The sequence below is a fragment of the Streptomyces ortus genome, assembly GCF_026341275.1.
GTDB lineage: Bacteria > Actinomycetota > Actinomycetes > Streptomycetales > Streptomycetaceae > Streptomyces > Streptomyces ortus.
Genome location: NZ_JAIFZO010000002.1, coordinates 4,381,491 through 4,397,950 on the forward strand (window position 1 = coordinate 4,381,491; position 16,460 = coordinate 4,397,950).

The window sequence follows — 16,460 nt, forward strand, 5'->3', positions numbered from 1 at the left end:
AGGTGCCCGGCTGCCTGGCTTCCGGCTCCCGGGAACCCCGACAGGGCTCCGGTGGCGGGCTGTTCGGCTGCCGGGCGGTGTACTCAGTTCTGGTGGGACTGGTAGTGGGCGACCGCGTCGGAAGTGCGGCCCGCGCCGTACACCCGGAGGAACTCTGCCAGTTCCGGGTGGGTCGGGGCGAGGGTGTCCGCCGCGTCGATGATGTCCCCGGCAGCGGAGACCGAGCGGAGCAGCGACTGGATCTCGCGCACCACGCGCTTCACCGTGGGCGCACCGCCCGAAGTGGTCGTCGACTGAGTGGTGTTGCTGAGCACCGAGCCCCCCTGGGACTTCTTGATCTCGTCCATCCGTTCGGTGGCCTCGGCGGCGCTGGCACTGCCGTCCGCGACCTGACCTGCGAGATCCTGCAGCAGCTGTACGCGCTGAACCACCGCGGGATTGCCGATCTTGGCGCGCTGACCGCTCATCAACTGAGACAGCATGGGCGCGGACAGACCGAGCACCCCCGCCAGACGGGCCTGGTTGAGTCCCAGGTCATCTATGAGCCTACGGAAGAGCGCCCCCAGCGGCTCCCCGTACCAGTTCCGCTGCAGCTCGCGGGCTCTCGCGGTTGCTTCCTGCTGTGCGGCGTCCATGCGCGTCTCCCCATCGCTTCCCCAAGTACCGCGGTTCGCTGTAGCGAACCACGTCGAGCATCTTACGGAGAGTGGTCGTGCACGGGGACCCCCCATCTTTTTTGCGGGATACCCGGGGTGACCCGGTACTCTGGTCTGCGGCGGCTGTCCGGAGGGAGATCTTTCCGGTACGTGCCTCCCTTTCGGGGCCTTAGCTCAGTTGGTAGAGCGCTGTCTTTGCATGGCAGATGTCAGGGGTTCGACTCCCCTAGGCTCCACGAGAAAAACCCCCTCGGACCGGCTTTACGCAGGTCAGAGGGGGTTTTCTCATGAGGTGGGGCGGGAGGCGCGGTCGAGTGCCGGCGCTCCCGGAGGTCGTGGGGAAGTGGTGATCCCTCGCTCCGTGCCGCTGCTCGTGGTGCTGGGCGCGACGGCTGTGAAAAATCTGGCCCCCGCTCGGATCCGCGGTGATCCCGCTCGGCGTCGCCCTCCTCAACGCGTCCGGGGCGGAAGGCAATTGGTGTTTCGTCGTGACGTGACGTGGCCTCATCAACCTTCAGGATGCACCTTTCCAGGGGTGCCGAGACTCCAGTGGGTCATGGGCGGTGATGTGCGTCACAGGATTTCGTTGCGATCTTTGCAATTGTTTGCGCAAAGAAGTGCCCGGGAGTGGGGGTGGGTGTTCGCCCTTGAGGGAATTCGGGTGACGTGAGGGCGGCATGCAGGAGTCGTGAAGGCATGCGTGAGCTGCCGTGAACGAAACTGCGTAATCAGAACGCTGCGCTCCGTTAATCGGGTCCGCGCGAACGTTGCACAGTCGGTCGGTTGCAAACGTCATCGCGGGTCGAGGGCGTGAACAAGGGCGTGACGCGGCTCGCGGGGCGAGGCCTGTTTCACGTGAAACATGGCTGTAGGCAGGAGACTTGAAGCCTTCCTGCCTACAGCCCTACTGCCCTGCACGTGCCGAACGATCCGGTCGCGTCAGCCGCGTTCGGTGCGGTCCGCTGCCTTAGCCTCGGCTTCGGCCTGCTTGGCCTGGACCTCCGGGTCGAGGTCTTCCTGGCCGCTGCCGTCGACCGAGGTCAGACGGCCGGTCTCCGGGACCTCGGTGGCGGCCGGCGGTTCGACCAGCCAGTCCGGGTTGGCCTGCTTGTCCCACCACTTCCAGGCGGCGAAGGCGCCACCGGCCAGGAGGCCCAGCACGGCCAGCCTCTTGGCGAGGCGGCCGTTCCTGGCCCGCCGCTCGTGCTTGCGGACCAGCTTCTCGACCTCCTTGGCCGAGACCTGGCCGCGCAGCGCCGCGAGCGCCGCCGCGCTACGGGACGCGGCCTCCTCGCGTACGGGTCCGGCCGCGGCCCTGGCCTGCTCGATCCGCGGGCGGGAGTAGTCCGCCGCCTGGCGAGCCGCCTTGCGCGTACGGACGGCGGCCTCGTGCGCCGCGTGATCGACCTTCGGCGGCACGTGGGTGCGCGCCTGCTCGATACGCGGTGCGAGATGGGCGGCGTACTGAGTGCGTGCCTGTTCGGCGGCTGTGACGGCGGTGGACGACACCTTGGGCGCGAGCTTCACGCGGGCTTCATGCGCGTAGTGGGTGGCTCGGTCCTTTGTCGTGTCGGCGTAGGGCGCCACCACTTCCGCGGCGTGCCGCACGCTGTCCTTCGCCGACTCGGCCGCCGCGCGCACGCTGTCCTTGCGGGTCACGGGATCCTCCTCCTCGGTGGCGTACATGGGGGCTCGGGGGCCGTCCCCCGGAAAGTCACAGTTCGCCTTTCCACCCTTATCCGGATCATGCCTGCAGGAGCGCTCCGGGGCATGTGAGGACAGGCATCCGGGTCATGAATGGTGACTCCGGGTGTACTTGGTGCAATAACCGATCAATATGGTGCAACAGGAGTCTGCGACGACAATGCCACGGATCCCAGGTCCGCGCGCCTGTTTGGCGCGAAGCGGCTGAACCCGTGTGTACGGCGGTGACGGAAGACTGGCGGCGCGGTCCGTGCGAGGATCGGACGTCACAAAGGACAACGGAAGGCAGATCGTGGCCGAGCAGCTTTACGCCACCCTGAAGACCAATCACGGCGACATCGAAGTGCGGCTCCTGCCGAACCACGCGCCCAAGACGGTCCGGAACTTCGTGGAACTCGCCCAGGGCGAGCGTGAGTGGACCAACCCGGCCACGGGTGCGAAGTCGACGGACAAGCTCTACGACGGCACGGTCTTCCACCGCGTGATCAGCGGTTTCATGATCCAGGGCGGCGACCCGCTGGGCAACGGCACCGGCGGTCCCGGCTACGAGTTCGAGGACGAGTTCCACCCGGACCTGGCCTTCGACAAGCCGTACCTGCTGGCCATGGCGAATGCCGGCCCGGGCACCAACGGCTCGCAGTTCTTCATCACCGTCTCCCCGACGGCCTGGCTGACCCGCAAGCACACCATCTTCGGCGAGGTCACCGAGGGAGCCAGCCAGAAGATCGTGGACGCCATCGTCGCGCTGCCGACCAACCCGCGCACCGACCGGCCCCTCAAGGACGTCGTCATCGAGTCGGTCGTCGTCGAGACCCGCTGATCCGACAGCCGCGGTCTCCCCTGCGGGTGAGCCCTCGTCCGGCCCGGTGCCGGAGGGCTCCCGCAGGGAACCAAACGCCCCGCCCGTCCGTAAGGATGAGCGGGGCGGTGCGTTGCGCACCCGGTGCGTACCCGCGTGCTCGCGAGCTTGCGTACCTGCGCACCTGTGTACAGAAGGATGAGGGGAACCCGATGGATCAGGCACCAGGCAGCCCGCAGGAACCGCAGGGTGCCCCGAGCCTGCCCACCTGCTACCGGCATCCGGACCGGGAGACCGGCATCCGCTGCACCCGGTGCGAGCGCCCGATCTGTCCCGAGTGCATGGTCAACGCCTCGGTCGGCTTCCAGTGCCCCGAGTGCGTCCGGGAGGGCTCCGGTACCGGGCACGCGCCAGGGGCCTCGCAGCCCCGCACCCTCGCGGGCGGCACGGTCACCTCGGATCCCCGGCTCGTCACCAAGATCCTCGTCGGACTCAATCTCGCCGTCTACCTGGTCCAGCTCTCCGTGGGGGACCGCTTCACCGACAGCTTCGACCTGATCGGCCGGGCGTTCGTACCGATCCTCGGAGATGTCCAGGGTGTCGCCGAGGGCCAGTGGTACCGGATGGTCACGGCGATGTTCCTGCACGGGAGCTATATCCACATCGCCTTCAACATGCTGAGCCTGTGGTGGATCGGCGGTCCCCTGGAAGCGGCCCTGGGCCGCTTCCGCTACCTCGCCCTGTACGTGACCTCCGGCCTCGCGGGCAGCGCGCTCACGTATCTGATCGCCGAGCCGAACCAGCCCTCGCTCGGTGCCTCCGGGGCGATCTTCGGTCTCTTCGGCGCGACCGCCGTCCTGATGCGGCGGCTCAACTACGACATGCGCCCGGTCATCGCCCTGCTGGTGATCAACCTGATCTTCACCTTCGGGTGGAGCAACATCGCCTGGGAGGCGCACATCGGCGGCCTCGTCGGTGGTGTCCTCATCGGTTACGCGATGGTGCACGCGCCCCGGGAGCGGCGTGCGCTCATCCAGTACGGCGCGTGCGCGCTGGTGCTGCTCGCGGTTGTGGTCATGACACTCATCAGGACTGGTCAGCTCACCTGAGCGCGCACGTTGTCCACAGACCGTGGCGGATCTTGTGCATGCTGTGCGGGAACAAGTGTGCCCCCTGTCTCTGACCTGGGTTTCCCCAGGCAGGACAGGGGGCGAACATGTTTGCGGATCCCGGTAGGTCAGTCACACCGGCGTCAACACGACGCCAGTCCCGAGGGGTTATCCACAGATCTTCTGACCTTTTCCCCACTGTGGAAATCTCTGTGGATAACTCAGTGGACACCTAGGGCCAGGGCTTTACTTCCACTGCGTGGAGACACCGAATCCCGCCGCGATGAAGCCGAAGCCGACCACGATGTTCCAGTTGCCCAGAGAGTCGATCGGCAGCGAGCCGTCCGTCACGTAGAACACGACGATCCAGGCGAGACCGATGAGGAACATGGCCAGCATGACCGGGGCGACCCAGGCGCGGCTGTTCAACTTGATGTTGGTCGCCTGCTTCGCCGGGGGCGGCGTGTAGTCGGCCTTCTTGCGGATACGTGACTTCGGCACGAGGGTCTCTCCTGTCGATGCGCTGCGTGGCCGCGCAGGGAACGTGGGCTGCTGAGGCAGCGTACAAGGGGACTCTTACGGTGTCCCGGGCGTCCGTTAGCGTAGTGCTTCCGCGGCGCCGAAGGAGATAAGGGTACGTTGAGCAATTCTGCCGACTCCCCCCAGTCGGGTTCCAGCCCTGACCGTATCCGGCGATTTCGGCCGGTGCGGTTGCTGACCATGGCTGTCTTCGCGCTGGCCGGACTGATCTTCTTCACCAGCTTCGACACCGCCAACGGCACCGACATCCGTACGGACGCCTCGCTGCTGAAGCTCTCCGACCTCATCCAGGAGCGCAGCCACAAGAACGGCCGGCTCGACGAGAGCAACGGATCGCTGCGCGACGACGTCGAGACCCTCGCCGAGCGGGACAACGGCAGTACCGCGGCCGAGGCGGCCAAACTGGCCGCCCTGGAGAAGCACGCGGGAACCCAGAGCCTCAAGGGCCAGGCCCTCACCGTCACGCTCGACGACGCGCCCCCGAACGCGACGGCCAAACTCCCCGGCTACCCCGAGCCGCAGCCCGACTACCTGGTCATCCACCAGCAGGACCTGCAGGCCGTGGTCAACGCGCTGTGGCAGGGCGGGGCCAAGGGCATCAAGGTCATGGACCAGCGGCTGATCTCCACCAGCGCCGTCCGCTGCGTCGGCAACACCCTGATCCTCCAGGGCCGCGTCTACTCGCCCCCGTACAAGATCCAGGCGGTCGGTGACCCCGAGAAGCTGCAGAAGGCCCTCTCCGCGTCCCCGTCGATCCAGAACTACATGGTGTACGTGAATGTCTACGGACTCGGCTGGAAGGTCGAGGAGGACGGCACGCGCACCATGCCGGGCTACTCGGGCACGGTGGATCTCCACTACGCGAAGCCCGTGGAGTAGCCGGGCGGCGGAGCACCGGAAGAGCCGGACCGAATTCCCAAGAGTTCTCAAGGTCCCGTGCGGCGGCGGCCGTCGGGGTAGCAGGCTGTGGAGTACGGGAACAGCTGCCGCTGGGGGACCTTGTGTCGGTACGAGTGGTCGTCAGGACGTTCAGCGAACTGTGCATCACGGTCGGCACCGTGATCGTGCTCTTCGTGGTCTACGTGTTGTTCTGGACGGGCGTGAAGGCCGACACCGCGATGGACGACCAGATCGAGCAGCTGCACGAACAGTGGGCCGCGGACCCCGCGACGGCCGAACCCCGCGCCTCCTCGTCCACCACCAGGAGCCCGGGCACGGCTCCGGAGAAGCCCGCCGCGTACAAGGACGGGCGGCCGTTCGCCGTCATGTACATCCCGAGGCTTGGTTTCACGTGGAACAAGCCCGTGCTCGAAGGCACGAGGACGAAGACCCTCAAGAAGGGCCTGGGCCACTACGCGAGCACCGCGCAGCTCGGTCAGCGGGGCAATTTCGCCGTGGCCGGCCACCGCCGGACGTACGGGGACCCGTTCAAGGACTTCCCCCGGCTGCGCCCCGGGGACCCGGTGGTGCTGACCGACGGCACGTCCTGGTTCACGTACCGCATCGACACCAAGCCCTACCGGACGCTGCCGAGTGACACAGCAGTCATCGACCCCGTCCCGAGGAAGTCCGGGTACACGCGGGAGGGCCGTTATCTGACGCTGACCACGTGCGACCCCGAATGGGGCCACAGCCACCGGTTGATCGTCTGGGCACACCTTGACGAAACCCAGCCCGTGGAGGCTGGGAAACCGGAGGCTCTACGCCGTTAGTCTGAGTGGGTACGGCGTGAGTCCGGTGCCGTGGTGCGAAGGAAGGGACGGCATGTACGGCTTTATCTGGCGGCTTCTGCCGGGGAACACGTGGATCAAGGCACTGCTTTCGATCGTGCTGGTCCTCGCGGTGGTCTACGTGCTCTTCCAGTACGTCTTCCCGTGGGCCGAACCGCTGCTCCCCTTCAACGATGTGACGGTGGACAACCAGTGACCGCGCGGATCCTCGTCGTCGACAACTACGACAGCTTCGTCTACAACCTGGTCCAGTACCTCTACCAGCTCGGCGCCGAGTGCGAGGTGCTGCGCAACGACGAGGTGGCGATGGCGCACGCACAGGACGGGTTCGACGGCGTGCTGCTGTCGCCCGGGCCGGGCACTCCCGAGGAGGCCGGGGTCTGCGTCGACATGGTGCGGCACTGCGCCGCGACCGGGGTCCCCGTCTTCGGGGTCTGCCTCGGGATGCAGTCGATGCAGGTGGCCTACGGCGGGGTGGTGGACCGCGCGCCCGAGCTGCTGCACGGCAAGACCTCGCTCGTCGAGCACGAGGGCCGGGGCGTGTTCGCCGGACTGCCGTCGCCCTTCACCGCCACGCGCTACCACTCGCTGGCCGCCGAGCCCGGGACCGTGCCGGCCGACCTCGAGGTCACGGCCCGTACCCACGACGGGATCATCATGGGTCTCAGACACCGCGAACTCCCGGTCGAGGGAGTCCAGTTCCACCCCGAGTCCGTGCTGACCGAACACGGTCACCGCATGCTGGCCAACTGGCTGGCCGAGTGCGGCGACCGGGGAGCCGTGGCCAGGTCGGCGGGGCTCGCCCCGGTGGTGGGCAGGGTCACGGCGTGACCGCGCTGCGCCCCGAGCGCGACAGTGCCGCCCCGTACGGCGAGGACGCCGGGTACGGGGGCGCTGCGGCGTTCGAGGCGCCGGGCGCCGGCGGTGCGATGCGGGCCGCCGTGGACGGGCTGGCGGACCCGCTCAGCGATCCCCTGCCGGGACGGCGGCAGCCCGCGGCGCCGGAGCAGGGGTGGTACGACCAGCAGACGTACGCGCAGCCGCAGCCCCAACCGCAGCAGCCCCGTCCCGGGGCGGCGCAGTCGTACGGGCACGCGCAGACCGCGTATCCCGGGTACCAGGAGGTGCGACCGCCCTACGGCGAGGCGTACGCGCCTGCCGCCCCGGCTGCCCCCGCCCCGGCCGCCCCCGCCGCTGCCGCGCCCGTCGCGCAACCGCTCCCGGAGGCCCAGCCGTACACGCCGTCGTACGAGGTCTCTCCGTCCGCCGAAGAGACGGTCGCGTTGCGCGTCGCCGACATCGCGTCCGCGGCGAGCCGCCGTGCGCCCTCAACGCCCTCTGCGGGCCCAGGGACGGCTCCGGGGCCCGCAGGTACCCCGGGGGGCCGCGCGGCCCGGCGGAAGGCCTCCAAGCGCCATGGACGGCGCGGCGGGACCGACGCCGCAGGGGTGCACGAGGAGCAGCCGGGGGCCGACGGGGTCGACGTGCCCCTCTCGCGCGCGGCGGCCAGGCGCGCGGCGAAGGCGCGCAAGCCCGGCGCGGCCGTGATGGCGAGCCGCGCGATCGGCGAGGTGTTCATCACCACCGGTGTGCTGATGCTGCTGTTCGTGACCTACCAGCTGTACTGGACGAACATACGGGCCCACGCGCAGGCGAACAGCGAGGCGAGCAGCCTCCAGGACGACTGGGCGAGCGGCAAGGGCGCTCCGGGCACGTTCGAGCCGGGGCAGGGGTTCGCCCTGCTGCACATCCCGAAGCTCGACGTCGTCGTACCGATCGCCGAGGGCATCGACAAGAAGCGGGTCCTGGACCGCGGCATGGTGGGCCACTACGCCGAAGAGGGCGTGAAGACCGCGATGCCGGACGCCAAGAAGGGCAACTTCGGGCTCGCGGGGCATCGCAACACCCACGGTGAACCGTTCCGTTACATCAACCGTCTCAAGCCCGGCGACGCGATCATCGTGGAGACGCAGAACAAGTACTTCGTCTACAAGATGGCCTCGATCCTGCCGGTGACGTCACCGAGCAACACGTCCGTCCTGGACGCGATCCCCAAGGGGTCGACCTTCAAGACGGCGGGCCGCTACATCACTCTCACCACCTGCACGCCGGAATTCACCAGTAAGTACCGGATGATCGTCTGGGGCACGATGGTCGAGGAGCGAGCCCGCGACAAGGGCAAACCGGACGAACTCGTCGGCTGACTGCACGGGCGGGGCCTCAGCCGGCTTCCCGCACAGCTTCCCGAACGCCTTTTTCACAGCTTCCTGAACACCTTCCTGAACACCTTTCTGAACAGCTTTCTGAGACACCAGACGGGGAAAACGCAGTGGCAGCGACGACCGACCACGAAGAGCACACGGACGCGCCGGCGTCCCCGCCCCCGCCGCGGCGGCGTGGCGGCGGCCCGATCGCGACGGCCGTCAGCGTCCTGGGCGAACTCCTCATCACGGCGGGCCTGGTCCTCGGCCTGTTCGTCGTCTACTCGCTGTGGTGGACGAACGTGATCGCGGACCGCGAGGCCGACAAGCAGGGCGACAAGGTGCGCGACCACTGGGCCGAGGACCGCGGCCCGGTCGGCCTGGACACCAAGGACGGCATCGGCTTCCTGCACGTCCCGGCGATGAGGAACGGCGAGGTGCTGGTCAAGAAGGGCACCTCCACGAAGCTGCTCAACAACGGCATCGCCGGCTACTACACGGACCCCGTCAAGTCCGCGCTCCCGCAGGACAAGAAGGGCAACTTCTCGCTGGCCGCCCACCGCGACGGCCACGGCGCGAAGTTCCACAACATCGACAAGCTCAAGAAGGGCGACGCGATCGTCTTCGAGACCAAGGACGACTGGTACGTCTACAAGGTCTACGCGACCCTTCCGGAGACGTCGAAGTACAACGTCAACGTTCTCGGGCCCGTCCCCAAGGAGTCGGGCAGGACGAAGGCGGGCCGCTACATCACGCTGACGACCTGCACGCCGGTCTACACGTCCCGCTACCGGTACGTGGTGTGGGGCGAGCTGGACCGCGTGGAGAAGGCGGACGACGAACGGACGCCTCCGGCGGAGCTGCGCTGACAGCCCGCGTACGACGAAGAGGCCCCGGCCCCCTGAGATGGGGGGCCGGGGCCTCTTCGTAGTGCCGTGCGGCAGCCGGTGCGACGGAGGGGGCGTCAGCCCGAGCCGCCTCCCAGGAAGCCGCCTCCGTTGCCGCCGTTGTTCCCGCCGCCGCCGGTGTCGACCGTGACGAGGTTGACCTTGTCGCCGGGCTTCACCTCGTTGCCCTGGCCCGGGTCGCTGGCGAGGACGATGGCGTTGTCGTCCTGCGACCCGTTGATGTTGCCGACCTGGAGCTGGCTCCCCGCGAGCACCTGCTTGGCCTGCGCGAGGGTCATCTGGGTCACCTTCGGCATGGCGAACTTCTGCGGCTCTTCTTCCTTCTTCTTCTTGCCGATCTGGATGGTGACCGTGGATCCGGGGTCGGCCGGCGAGCCCGCCTGCGGCGAGGTCGTGATGACCTTGCCGACCAGGTTGTCGTCGTCGGTCTCCACCTCGGTGCAGGTACCCGTCAGGTCGTTCTGCTCCATCTGGGCCTTGGCCTGGTCACAGCTCTGACCGCCGACGTCGGGAACGGTGGACTGTTCCTTCTCCTTGGCGACGGTGAGCGTGATCGTGGAGCCCTTCTCGACCTCTTCGCCCGAGGACGGGTCCTGGTCGAGGACGGTGCCCGGGTCCTCGCTGGACTCCTTGCTCTTCGTCTTGACCTCGAACTCGTACTTGTCGCCCGCAAGCTTCTTGGTCGCGGCGTCCACGGAGTCGTCGATGACGTTGGGAACCGCCACCTTCGGCGCCCCCGTCGACACCGTCAACGTGATGGTGTCGCCCTTTTCGACCTGGGTCTTCGCAGCCGGGGACTGGTCGCAGACGCTGTTCTTGGGCGTGTTCTCACACGGCTTCTCGTTGATCGTGAGTTCGAGGTCGACGTTTCTCGCCGTCTGTTTGGCGTCGGCCACGGTCCGGTTCACGAAGTTGGGCGTGTCCACCGAGTTGTCCGCGTCGTTCCCGCTGAACACCCACTTGCCGATGAGGATCGCGCCGACCAGCACGAGCACACCGGCGACGACCAGAAGGATCGTGGAGGTGTTGTTCTTCTTCTGCTGGCGGCGCCGGCCGGCCCGGTCGTCGTAGCCGAAGGCCCCGTCGTCCGGGTTCTGCGGAGGCAGCATCGTGGTGTGCTGGCCGTCCGAGGAGCGCATGGCGGTGGTCGGCTGGTCGTCCGGGTAGCCGCCGTAGCCGACCGAGCCCATGGCGGCGGTGGCCGCGACCGGCTGGCCGTCGAGACAGGCCTCGATGTCGAGGCGCATCTCGTCGGCTGACTGGTAGCGGTAGTCCGGGTCCTTGGTCAGCGCCTTCAGGACGATGGCGTCCATCTCGGGCGTGATCTCGGGGTCGAAGACGCTCGGCGGCTGCGGCTCCTCGCGCACGTGCTGGTACGCGACCGCCACCGGGGAGTCCCCGATGAACGGCGGGCGCACCGTCAGGAGCTCGTACAGCAGACAGCCCGCCGAGTACAGGTCGGAGCGGGCGTCGACCGGCTCGCCCTTCGCCTGCTCGGGCGAGAGGTACTGCGCGGTCCCTATGACCGCCGCGGTCTGCGTCATCGTCATGCCGGAGTCGCCCATCGCGCGGGCGATGCCGAAGTCCATGACCTTGACCTGGCCGTTGCGCGTCAGCATGACGTTCGCCGGCTTGATGTCGCGGTGGACGATGCCGGCGCGGTGCGAGTACTCGAGGGCCTGGAGGATGCCGATGGTCATCTCCAGGGTGCGCTCGGGCAGCAGCTTGCGCCCGGAGTGCAGCAGTTCGCGCAGCGTGGACCCGTCGACGTACTCCATCACGATGTACGGGATGGAGATGCCCTCGATGTAGTCCTCACCCGTGTCGTACACGGCGACGATCGCGGGATGGTTGAGCGAGGCGGCCGACTGGGCCTCCCGGCGGAACCGGGCCTGGAACGACGGGTCGCGCGCGAGGTCCGCCCGCAGCGTCTTCACCGCCACCGTGCGGCCGAGCCGGGTGTCATGGGCGAGGTGTACCTCCGCCATGCCACCACGGCCGAGCACGTGGCCCAGCTCGTACCGGCCGCCGAGGCGACGCGGCTCTTCCATAGCTACCTACCAGCCTTTTCCGACGGTCCCGACCACACCACGTGTGGTCCGGCGGTGTGCTGTCCGGGCATACCGTACCCGGACCGCCTTGACTGACCTGGCCACAACCGTCACCCGATACAGGACCGGTATCGCATCGTGCACCGATGTGAAGGGGACGTGAGCGGGGTCACTTCTTGCTGTCGATGACTGCCTTCATCACGTCCCTCGCGATCGGAGCGGCGAGACCACCGCCGGAGATGTCGTCACGGTTGGCGCTCTCGTCCTCGACCACCACGGCGACGGCGACCGGAGAGCTGCCGTCGTCGAGTTTCGCGTACGAGATGAACCAGGCGTACGGGTTCTCGCTGTTGTCGACACCGCGCTGGGCGGTACCGGTCTTGCCGCCGACCGTGACGCCGCTCTCGTTGATCTGGGCGTTGGTGCCGGTGCCCTTCTCGACGACCGTCTCCATGATCGACTGAAGGATCTGGGCGTTCTTCTCGGAGAGCGGCTCGCTCATCTTCTCCGGGTCGGTCTGCTCGATGACGTCGAGGCTCGGCGCCTGGAGCTTGTCGACCATGTAGGGCTTCATGAGCGTGCCGTCGTTGGCGACGGCCGAGGCGACCATCGCCATCTGCAGCGGAGTCGTGGCGGTCTCGAACTGGCCGATCGAGCTGAGCGCCGTCTGCGGCCGGTCCATCTTCTCGGGGAAGTTGGAGGCACTGGAGCGGATCGGAACGAACTGCTCCTCGTTGAATCCGAACTTCTTGGCCGTCTCCAGCATGTCCTCCTTGCCGACGTCGACGCCGAGCTTGCCGAAGACGGTGTTGCAGGACACGCGCAGCGCCTCGCGCAGCGTCGCGTTCTTGCAGGGGATGTTCCCCTCGTTCTTCAGCTCGGTGGTGGTGTCCGGCAGGGTGTACGGAAGAGGGGAGTCGGTTTTCTCATCGGCGCTGTCGACGATTCCATGCTCCAGCGCCGCCGCGGCCGTGACCACCTTGAAGGTCGACCCGGGCGGGTAGATCTCGCGCAGCGCCCGGTTCTGCATCGGGTCGTCCTTGTTGTTCTTCTTCTGGAGCTTGTTCCATGCCTTGCCGTCGACCTTGTTGGAGTTGCCGGCGAACGTCGAGGGGTCGTACGAGGGGGTGGAGGCCAGCGCCAGGATCGCGCCGGTCTCCGGGTCGATCGCGGCGACCGCGCCCTTGCCCTGCTTCAGCAGCCCCTGGTACGCGGCCTTCTGCGCGGCGGCGTTCAGCGTGGTGACGACATTGCCGCCCTCCTGCTTCTTGCCGGTGATCATGTCGAGCGTACGGCGGAAGAAGAGCCGGTCGTCGTTGCCGGTGAGGATGCCGTCCTCGATGCTCTCCAGCTGCGTGGCACCGAAGGCCTGCGAGGCGTAGCCCGTGACGGGGGCCCACATCGCGCCGTCCTTGTAGGTGCGCTTGTACTCGAAGTCGTTGAAGTCGTCGCCGTTCGTCTTGGTGGAGCCGGTGATCGGACGGCCGTCGACGATGATGTCGCCGCGCGGTGTGGCGTACCGCGCGATGGCGACACGGCGGTTCTTCGTGTCGTCCTTCAGGGAGTCCGCCTGGACGTACTGGATCCAGTTGTCGCGGATGAGCAGGGCGAGGACGAGGAGCCCGCAGAAGATCGCGATCCGGCGCAGGGGCTTGTTCACGGTCGGACCACCTGGGTCATCTCGGCGTCGGGGTTGGGTGCGGGGGCCGGCGCGGGCCGGCGGGCGGTGTCGCTGATGCGGATCAGGATGCCGATGAGCGCCCAGTTGGCGATGACGGACGAACCTCCGTACGCCAGGAACGGCATCGTCATACCGGTCAGCGGGATCAGGCCCATGACGCCGCCGGCGACCACGAAGACCTGGAGGGCGAAGGCGCCCGAGAGACCGATGGCGAGCAGCTTGCCGAAGGGGTCGCGGGCGGCGAGGGCGGTGCGTACGCCGCGCTCCACGATCAGGCCGTACATCAGCAGGATCGCCATCACGCCGGCCAGGCCCAGTTCCTCGCCGAAGGTGGCGAGGATGAAGTCGGAGTTGGCGGCGAAGCCGATGAGGTCGGAGTTGCCCTGGCCGAGTCCGGTGCCGAGGGTGCCACCGGAGCCGAAGGCCCACAGGGCCTGCATGGACTGCTCGGTGTGGCCGATGACGCCCTGCTGGCTGAGCTCGTACTCGTGCATCGGGTCGAGCCACGCCTGGACGCGCTGCTGGACGTGCGACTCGAAGGAGGCCACGCCGACGGCACCGGCCGCCGACATCAGCATGCCGAAGACGATCCAGCTGGTCCGCTCGGTGGCGACGTACAGCATGATCACGAACATGCCGAAGAAGAGCAGGGAGGTACCGAGGTCGGTCTCGAAGACCAGGATCAGGATGGAGATGATCCAGACGACGATGATCGGGCCCAGGTCGCGTCCGCGCGGCAGGTAGATGCCCATGAAGCGGCGGCTGGCCAGGGCGAGCGCGTCGCGCTTCACCATGAGGTAGCCGGCGAAGAAGATCGCCAGGACGATCTTCGCGAACTCACCGGGCTGGATGGTGAATCCGGCGATCGAGATCCAGATCCTGGCGCCGAAGACGTTCAGGCCGAGGCCCGGGACCAGCGGCAGGAGCAGCAGGATCAGCGCGCCGACCATGGAGATGTACGTGTAGCGCTGCAGGACGCGGTGGTCCTTGAGGAAGACCAGCACGACCACGAAGAGGGCCACGCCCAGCGCGGAGTACAGCAGTTGGCGGGGGGCCGCCTCGACGAACGTACTGCTCGCCTGCAGCCGCTTGGACTGGTCCAGGCGCCAGATGACGACCAGACCGATGCCGTTCAGCAGCGTCGCCAGCGGCAGCATCAGCGGGTCCGCGTACGGCGCGAACTTTCGTACGACGACATGGCCGACGGCGGCGAGCAGGCCGAGACCGAGCCCGTAGCTCAGCAGGCCCGGCGGCACCGAGTCATTGATGGCCAGCCCGACGTTGGCGTAGGCGAACACCGGGATGACCACGGCGAACACGAGCAGCGCGAGCTCGGTGTTGCGCCGGCTCGGTGTGCCGATCGAGCCGATCGTGGACGTGTGGTGCGTCGGCGTGTTGGAAGTACTGCTCATCGTGTGACAGGGCCCCTCACGGCTGCTTACTGCTTACCGCACAGCGAGACCAGCTTCTGCTCTTCGTCGGAGAGGCTGGGGCCGGGTGTCGGAGTGGGTGCGGTCGTGGACTTGGACGGGTCGGACGACGGGCCCGACGGAGGCGCCGTCGGTGTCGGTGTGGCCTTGGACGCGGCGGAGGTCCGCGTGGTTCCCGTGACCCCGCCGGCCTCGCCCTCGCCGTTCTTCGCTTTCTCCTCGCTCTCCGCCTTGCGGCGGTCGGCGTCCTTCTTGCACGCGGACGCCTGGGTCTGGAGTTCGTCGATCTTCGACCGGGCGTCGTTCAGACCGCCCTCGGTGATCGTCGCCTTGACCTGCTTCTGCTGGTACGGCGGCAGGTACTTGAGTTCGATCTCGGGGTGGTCCTGTTCGACCTTCGAGAGCGAGACCCAGGCGAGGTCCTGGCTGATGCCGCGGTACAGCGCGACGTGTTCGTCGTTGGCGCCCACGTAGTACTGCGTCTGCGTCCAGCGGTAGCCGCCGTACAGCCCGCCGCCGATGACGCCGAGCGCGAGCACGATGTAGAAGGATCTCTTCAGCCACTTGCGGCCGGAGCGCGGCTTGACGAAGTCCTCGTCGGTGTAGTCGCCGAACCCGCCGGTGGGTACGTACCCGGTGGTGTCGCCGCTGCCGGGCGGGCCGAACTCACCGCCGCCACCCTGCCCGGGGACCTGGCGGCCGAGGCCGGAGGCGCGGCCGGCGGGCGTCTGCATGGCGCCGTTGTCGTGCAGCTGGTTCTGGTTCTCGGCGACCGCGCCCACGACGACCGGGGTGTCGGAGAGCTGCCCGGCGAGGGTGTCCCCGCCGTCGATGTCGAGGACGTCGGCCACGATGACGGTGATGTTGTCGGGGCCGCCGCCGCGCAGCGCGAGCTCGATCAGCTGCTGAACGGTCTCCTGGGGGCCCTGGTAGCTGGCGAGGGTGTCCTCCATCGTCTGATGGGAGACGACGCCCGAGAGCCCGTCGGAGCAGATCAGGTAGCGGTCGCCGGCGCGGACCTCACGGATGGAGAGGTCGGGCTCGACGTGGTCGCCGCTGCCCAGTGCCCGCATGAGGAGCGACCTCTGCGGGTGGGTGGTCGCCTCTTCCTCCGTGATGCGTCCCTCGTCGACGAGGCGCTGCACCCACGTGTGGTCTTGCGTGATCTGCGTCAGCACGCCGTCCCGCAGCAGGTACGCGCGGGAGTCGCCGACGTGCACGAGGCCGAGGCGCTGACCGGTCCACAGGAGGGCGGTGAGGGTCGTCCCCATGCCTTCGAGCTGGGGGTCCTCCTCGACCATCATCCTGAGCTGGTCGTTGGCGCGCTGCACGGCCGTGCCGAGCGAGGTGAGGATGTCGGAGCCGGGCACGTCGTCGTCGAGCGCGACGATCGTGGAGATCACCTCGGACGAGGCGACCTCACCGGCGGCCTGGCCGCCCATCCCGTCCGCGATCGCGAGCAGCCGCGGTCCGGCGTAACCGGAGTCCTCGTTGCCCTCTCGGATCATGCCTTTGTGCGATCCGGCGGCGAAGCGCAGTGACAGACTCATGCGCACCTCGCCCGTCGGCTCCGGGTACATCCGCACGGTGGCCACCCTCCGGTCGGGAGCGCGCCGGGGTCCGTCGTGGGGACCGCCGCTGCTCGCTCGCT

The 16,460-nt window shown here is 68.0% G+C and carries 15 protein-coding genes and 1 tRNA gene; 9 read left to right on the forward strand and 7 right to left on the reverse strand.

From position 1 onward, the window contains the following. Positions 1 to 83: 83 nt before the first annotated feature. On the reverse strand, positions 84 to 635 hold the full coding sequence (locus K3769_RS22695) for a helix-turn-helix domain-containing protein (RefSeq protein WP_107017870.1): 552 nt from the start codon (positions 633 to 635) through the stop codon (positions 84 to 86). A 184-nt stretch (positions 636 to 819) separates the two neighbouring features. Here K3769_RS22695 and K3769_RS22700 point away from each other — a divergent pair. Then, positions 820 to 892: transfer RNA gene (locus K3769_RS22700), tRNA-Ala, on the forward strand. 703 nt (positions 893 to 1,595) lie between these two features. Here K3769_RS22700 and K3769_RS22705 read toward each other — a convergent pair. Continuing rightward, positions 1,596 to 2,315, reverse strand: coding sequence for a DUF5324 family protein (locus K3769_RS22705; protein ID WP_267028199.1), 720 nt, complete (start codon positions 2,313 to 2,315; stop codon positions 1,596 to 1,598). 337 nt (positions 2,316 to 2,652) lie between these two features. On the opposite strand from K3769_RS22705, the gene K3769_RS22710 reads away from it, so the two are divergent. Then, positions 2,653 to 3,180 (forward strand): peptidylprolyl isomerase, encoded by a 528-nt coding sequence (locus tag K3769_RS22710; protein WP_267028200.1) that lies wholly within the window; start codon positions 2,653 to 2,655, stop codon positions 3,178 to 3,180. 191 nt (positions 3,181 to 3,371) lie between these two features. After that, positions 3,372 to 4,268: a rhomboid family intramembrane serine protease gene (locus K3769_RS22715; protein ID WP_267028201.1), complete on the forward strand. Its 897-nt coding sequence runs from the start codon at positions 3,372 to 3,374 to the stop codon at positions 4,266 to 4,268. Between the two features lie 246 nt (positions 4,269 to 4,514). Here the strand turns inward: K3769_RS22715 and crgA are convergent, their stop codons facing one another. Continuing rightward, complete coding sequence (gene crgA / locus K3769_RS22720; RefSeq protein ID WP_055517312.1) at positions 4,515 to 4,769, reverse strand: cell division protein CrgA; 255 nt, start codon at positions 4,767 to 4,769, stop codon at positions 4,515 to 4,517. 138 nt (positions 4,770 to 4,907) lie between these two features. On the opposite strand from crgA, the gene K3769_RS22725 reads away from it, so the two are divergent. From K3769_RS22725 to K3769_RS22750, 6 genes are all read left to right on the forward strand, one after another. Continuing rightward, the gene (locus tag K3769_RS22725) at positions 4,908 to 5,687 is read left to right on the forward strand and encodes a DUF881 domain-containing protein (protein WP_267028202.1); all 780 of its coding nucleotides are present in this window, start codon (positions 4,908 to 4,910) and stop codon (positions 5,685 to 5,687) included. A gap of 122 nt (positions 5,688 to 5,809) precedes the next feature. Continuing rightward, positions 5,810 to 6,520 (forward strand): class E sortase, encoded by a 711-nt coding sequence (locus K3769_RS22730; protein WP_267028203.1) that lies wholly within the window; start codon positions 5,810 to 5,812, stop codon positions 6,518 to 6,520. Between the two features lie 52 nt (positions 6,521 to 6,572). Further along, positions 6,573 to 6,734, forward strand: a complete 162-nt coding sequence (locus tag K3769_RS22735) for a hypothetical protein (protein WP_210881475.1) — start codon at positions 6,573 to 6,575, stop codon at positions 6,732 to 6,734. After that, positions 6,731 to 7,369, forward strand: coding sequence for an aminodeoxychorismate/anthranilate synthase component II (locus K3769_RS22740; protein WP_267028204.1), 639 nt, complete (start codon positions 6,731 to 6,733; stop codon positions 7,367 to 7,369). Before K3769_RS22735 ends, K3769_RS22740 begins: the two co-directional genes overlap by 4 nt. Continuing rightward, on the forward strand, positions 7,366 to 8,742 hold the full coding sequence (locus tag K3769_RS22745; protein WP_267028205.1) for a class E sortase: 1,377 nt from the start codon (positions 7,366 to 7,368) through the stop codon (positions 8,740 to 8,742). The genes K3769_RS22740 and K3769_RS22745 overlap by 4 nt, the downstream gene beginning before the upstream one ends. Positions 8,743 to 8,867: 125 nt before the next feature. Further along, complete coding sequence (locus K3769_RS22750; protein WP_267028206.1) at positions 8,868 to 9,608, forward strand: class E sortase; 741 nt, start codon at positions 8,868 to 8,870, stop codon at positions 9,606 to 9,608. Between the two features lie 95 nt (positions 9,609 to 9,703). Here the strand turns inward: K3769_RS22750 and pknB are convergent, their stop codons facing one another. The 4 genes from pknB to K3769_RS22770 all read right to left on the reverse strand — a co-directional run bounded on the left by pknB (position 9,704) and on the right by K3769_RS22770 (position 16,389). Next, positions 9,704 to 11,698, reverse strand: coding sequence for a Stk1 family PASTA domain-containing Ser/Thr kinase (pknB, locus tag K3769_RS22755; protein WP_267028207.1), 1,995 nt, complete (start codon positions 11,696 to 11,698; stop codon positions 9,704 to 9,706). Positions 11,699 to 11,867: 169 nt separating this feature from the next. Next, positions 11,868 to 13,358, reverse strand: coding sequence for a peptidoglycan D,D-transpeptidase FtsI family protein (locus K3769_RS22760; RefSeq protein ID WP_267028208.1), 1,491 nt, complete (start codon positions 13,356 to 13,358; stop codon positions 11,868 to 11,870). After that, the gene (locus tag K3769_RS22765) at positions 13,355 to 14,791 is read right to left on the reverse strand and encodes an FtsW/RodA/SpoVE family cell cycle protein (protein WP_267028209.1); all 1,437 of its coding nucleotides are present in this window, start codon (positions 14,789 to 14,791) and stop codon (positions 13,355 to 13,357) included. Before K3769_RS22765 ends, K3769_RS22760 begins: the two co-directional genes overlap by 4 nt. A 26-nt stretch (positions 14,792 to 14,817) precedes the next feature. Next, a complete protein-coding gene (locus K3769_RS22770) occupies positions 14,818 to 16,389 on the reverse strand; it encodes a Stp1/IreP family PP2C-type Ser/Thr phosphatase (protein WP_267031498.1) in 1,572 nt (523 codons plus the stop codon). Positions 16,390 to 16,460: the final 71 nt, after the last annotated feature.

Coding starts and splice junctions, on each gene's coding strand:
- K3769_RS22770 (WP_267031498.1), bottom strand. CDS start 16,389: ATGTACCCGGAGCCGACGGGCGAGGTGCGCATGAGTCTGTCACTGCGC.
- K3769_RS22695 (WP_107017870.1), bottom strand. CDS start 635: ATGGACGCCGCACAGCAGGAAGCAACCGCGAGAGCCCGCGAGCTGCAG.
- K3769_RS22715 (WP_267028201.1), top strand. CDS start 3,372: ATGGATCAGGCACCAGGCAGCCCGCAGGAACCGCAGGGTGCCCCGAGC.
- K3769_RS22765 (WP_267028209.1), bottom strand. CDS start 14,791: ATGAGCAGTACTTCCAACACGCCGACGCACCACACGTCCACGATCGGC.
- K3769_RS22735 (WP_210881475.1), top strand. CDS start 6,573: ATGTACGGCTTTATCTGGCGGCTTCTGCCGGGGAACACGTGGATCAAG.
- pknB (WP_267028207.1), bottom strand. CDS start 11,698: ATGGAAGAGCCGCGTCGCCTCGGCGGCCGGTACGAGCTGGGCCACGTG.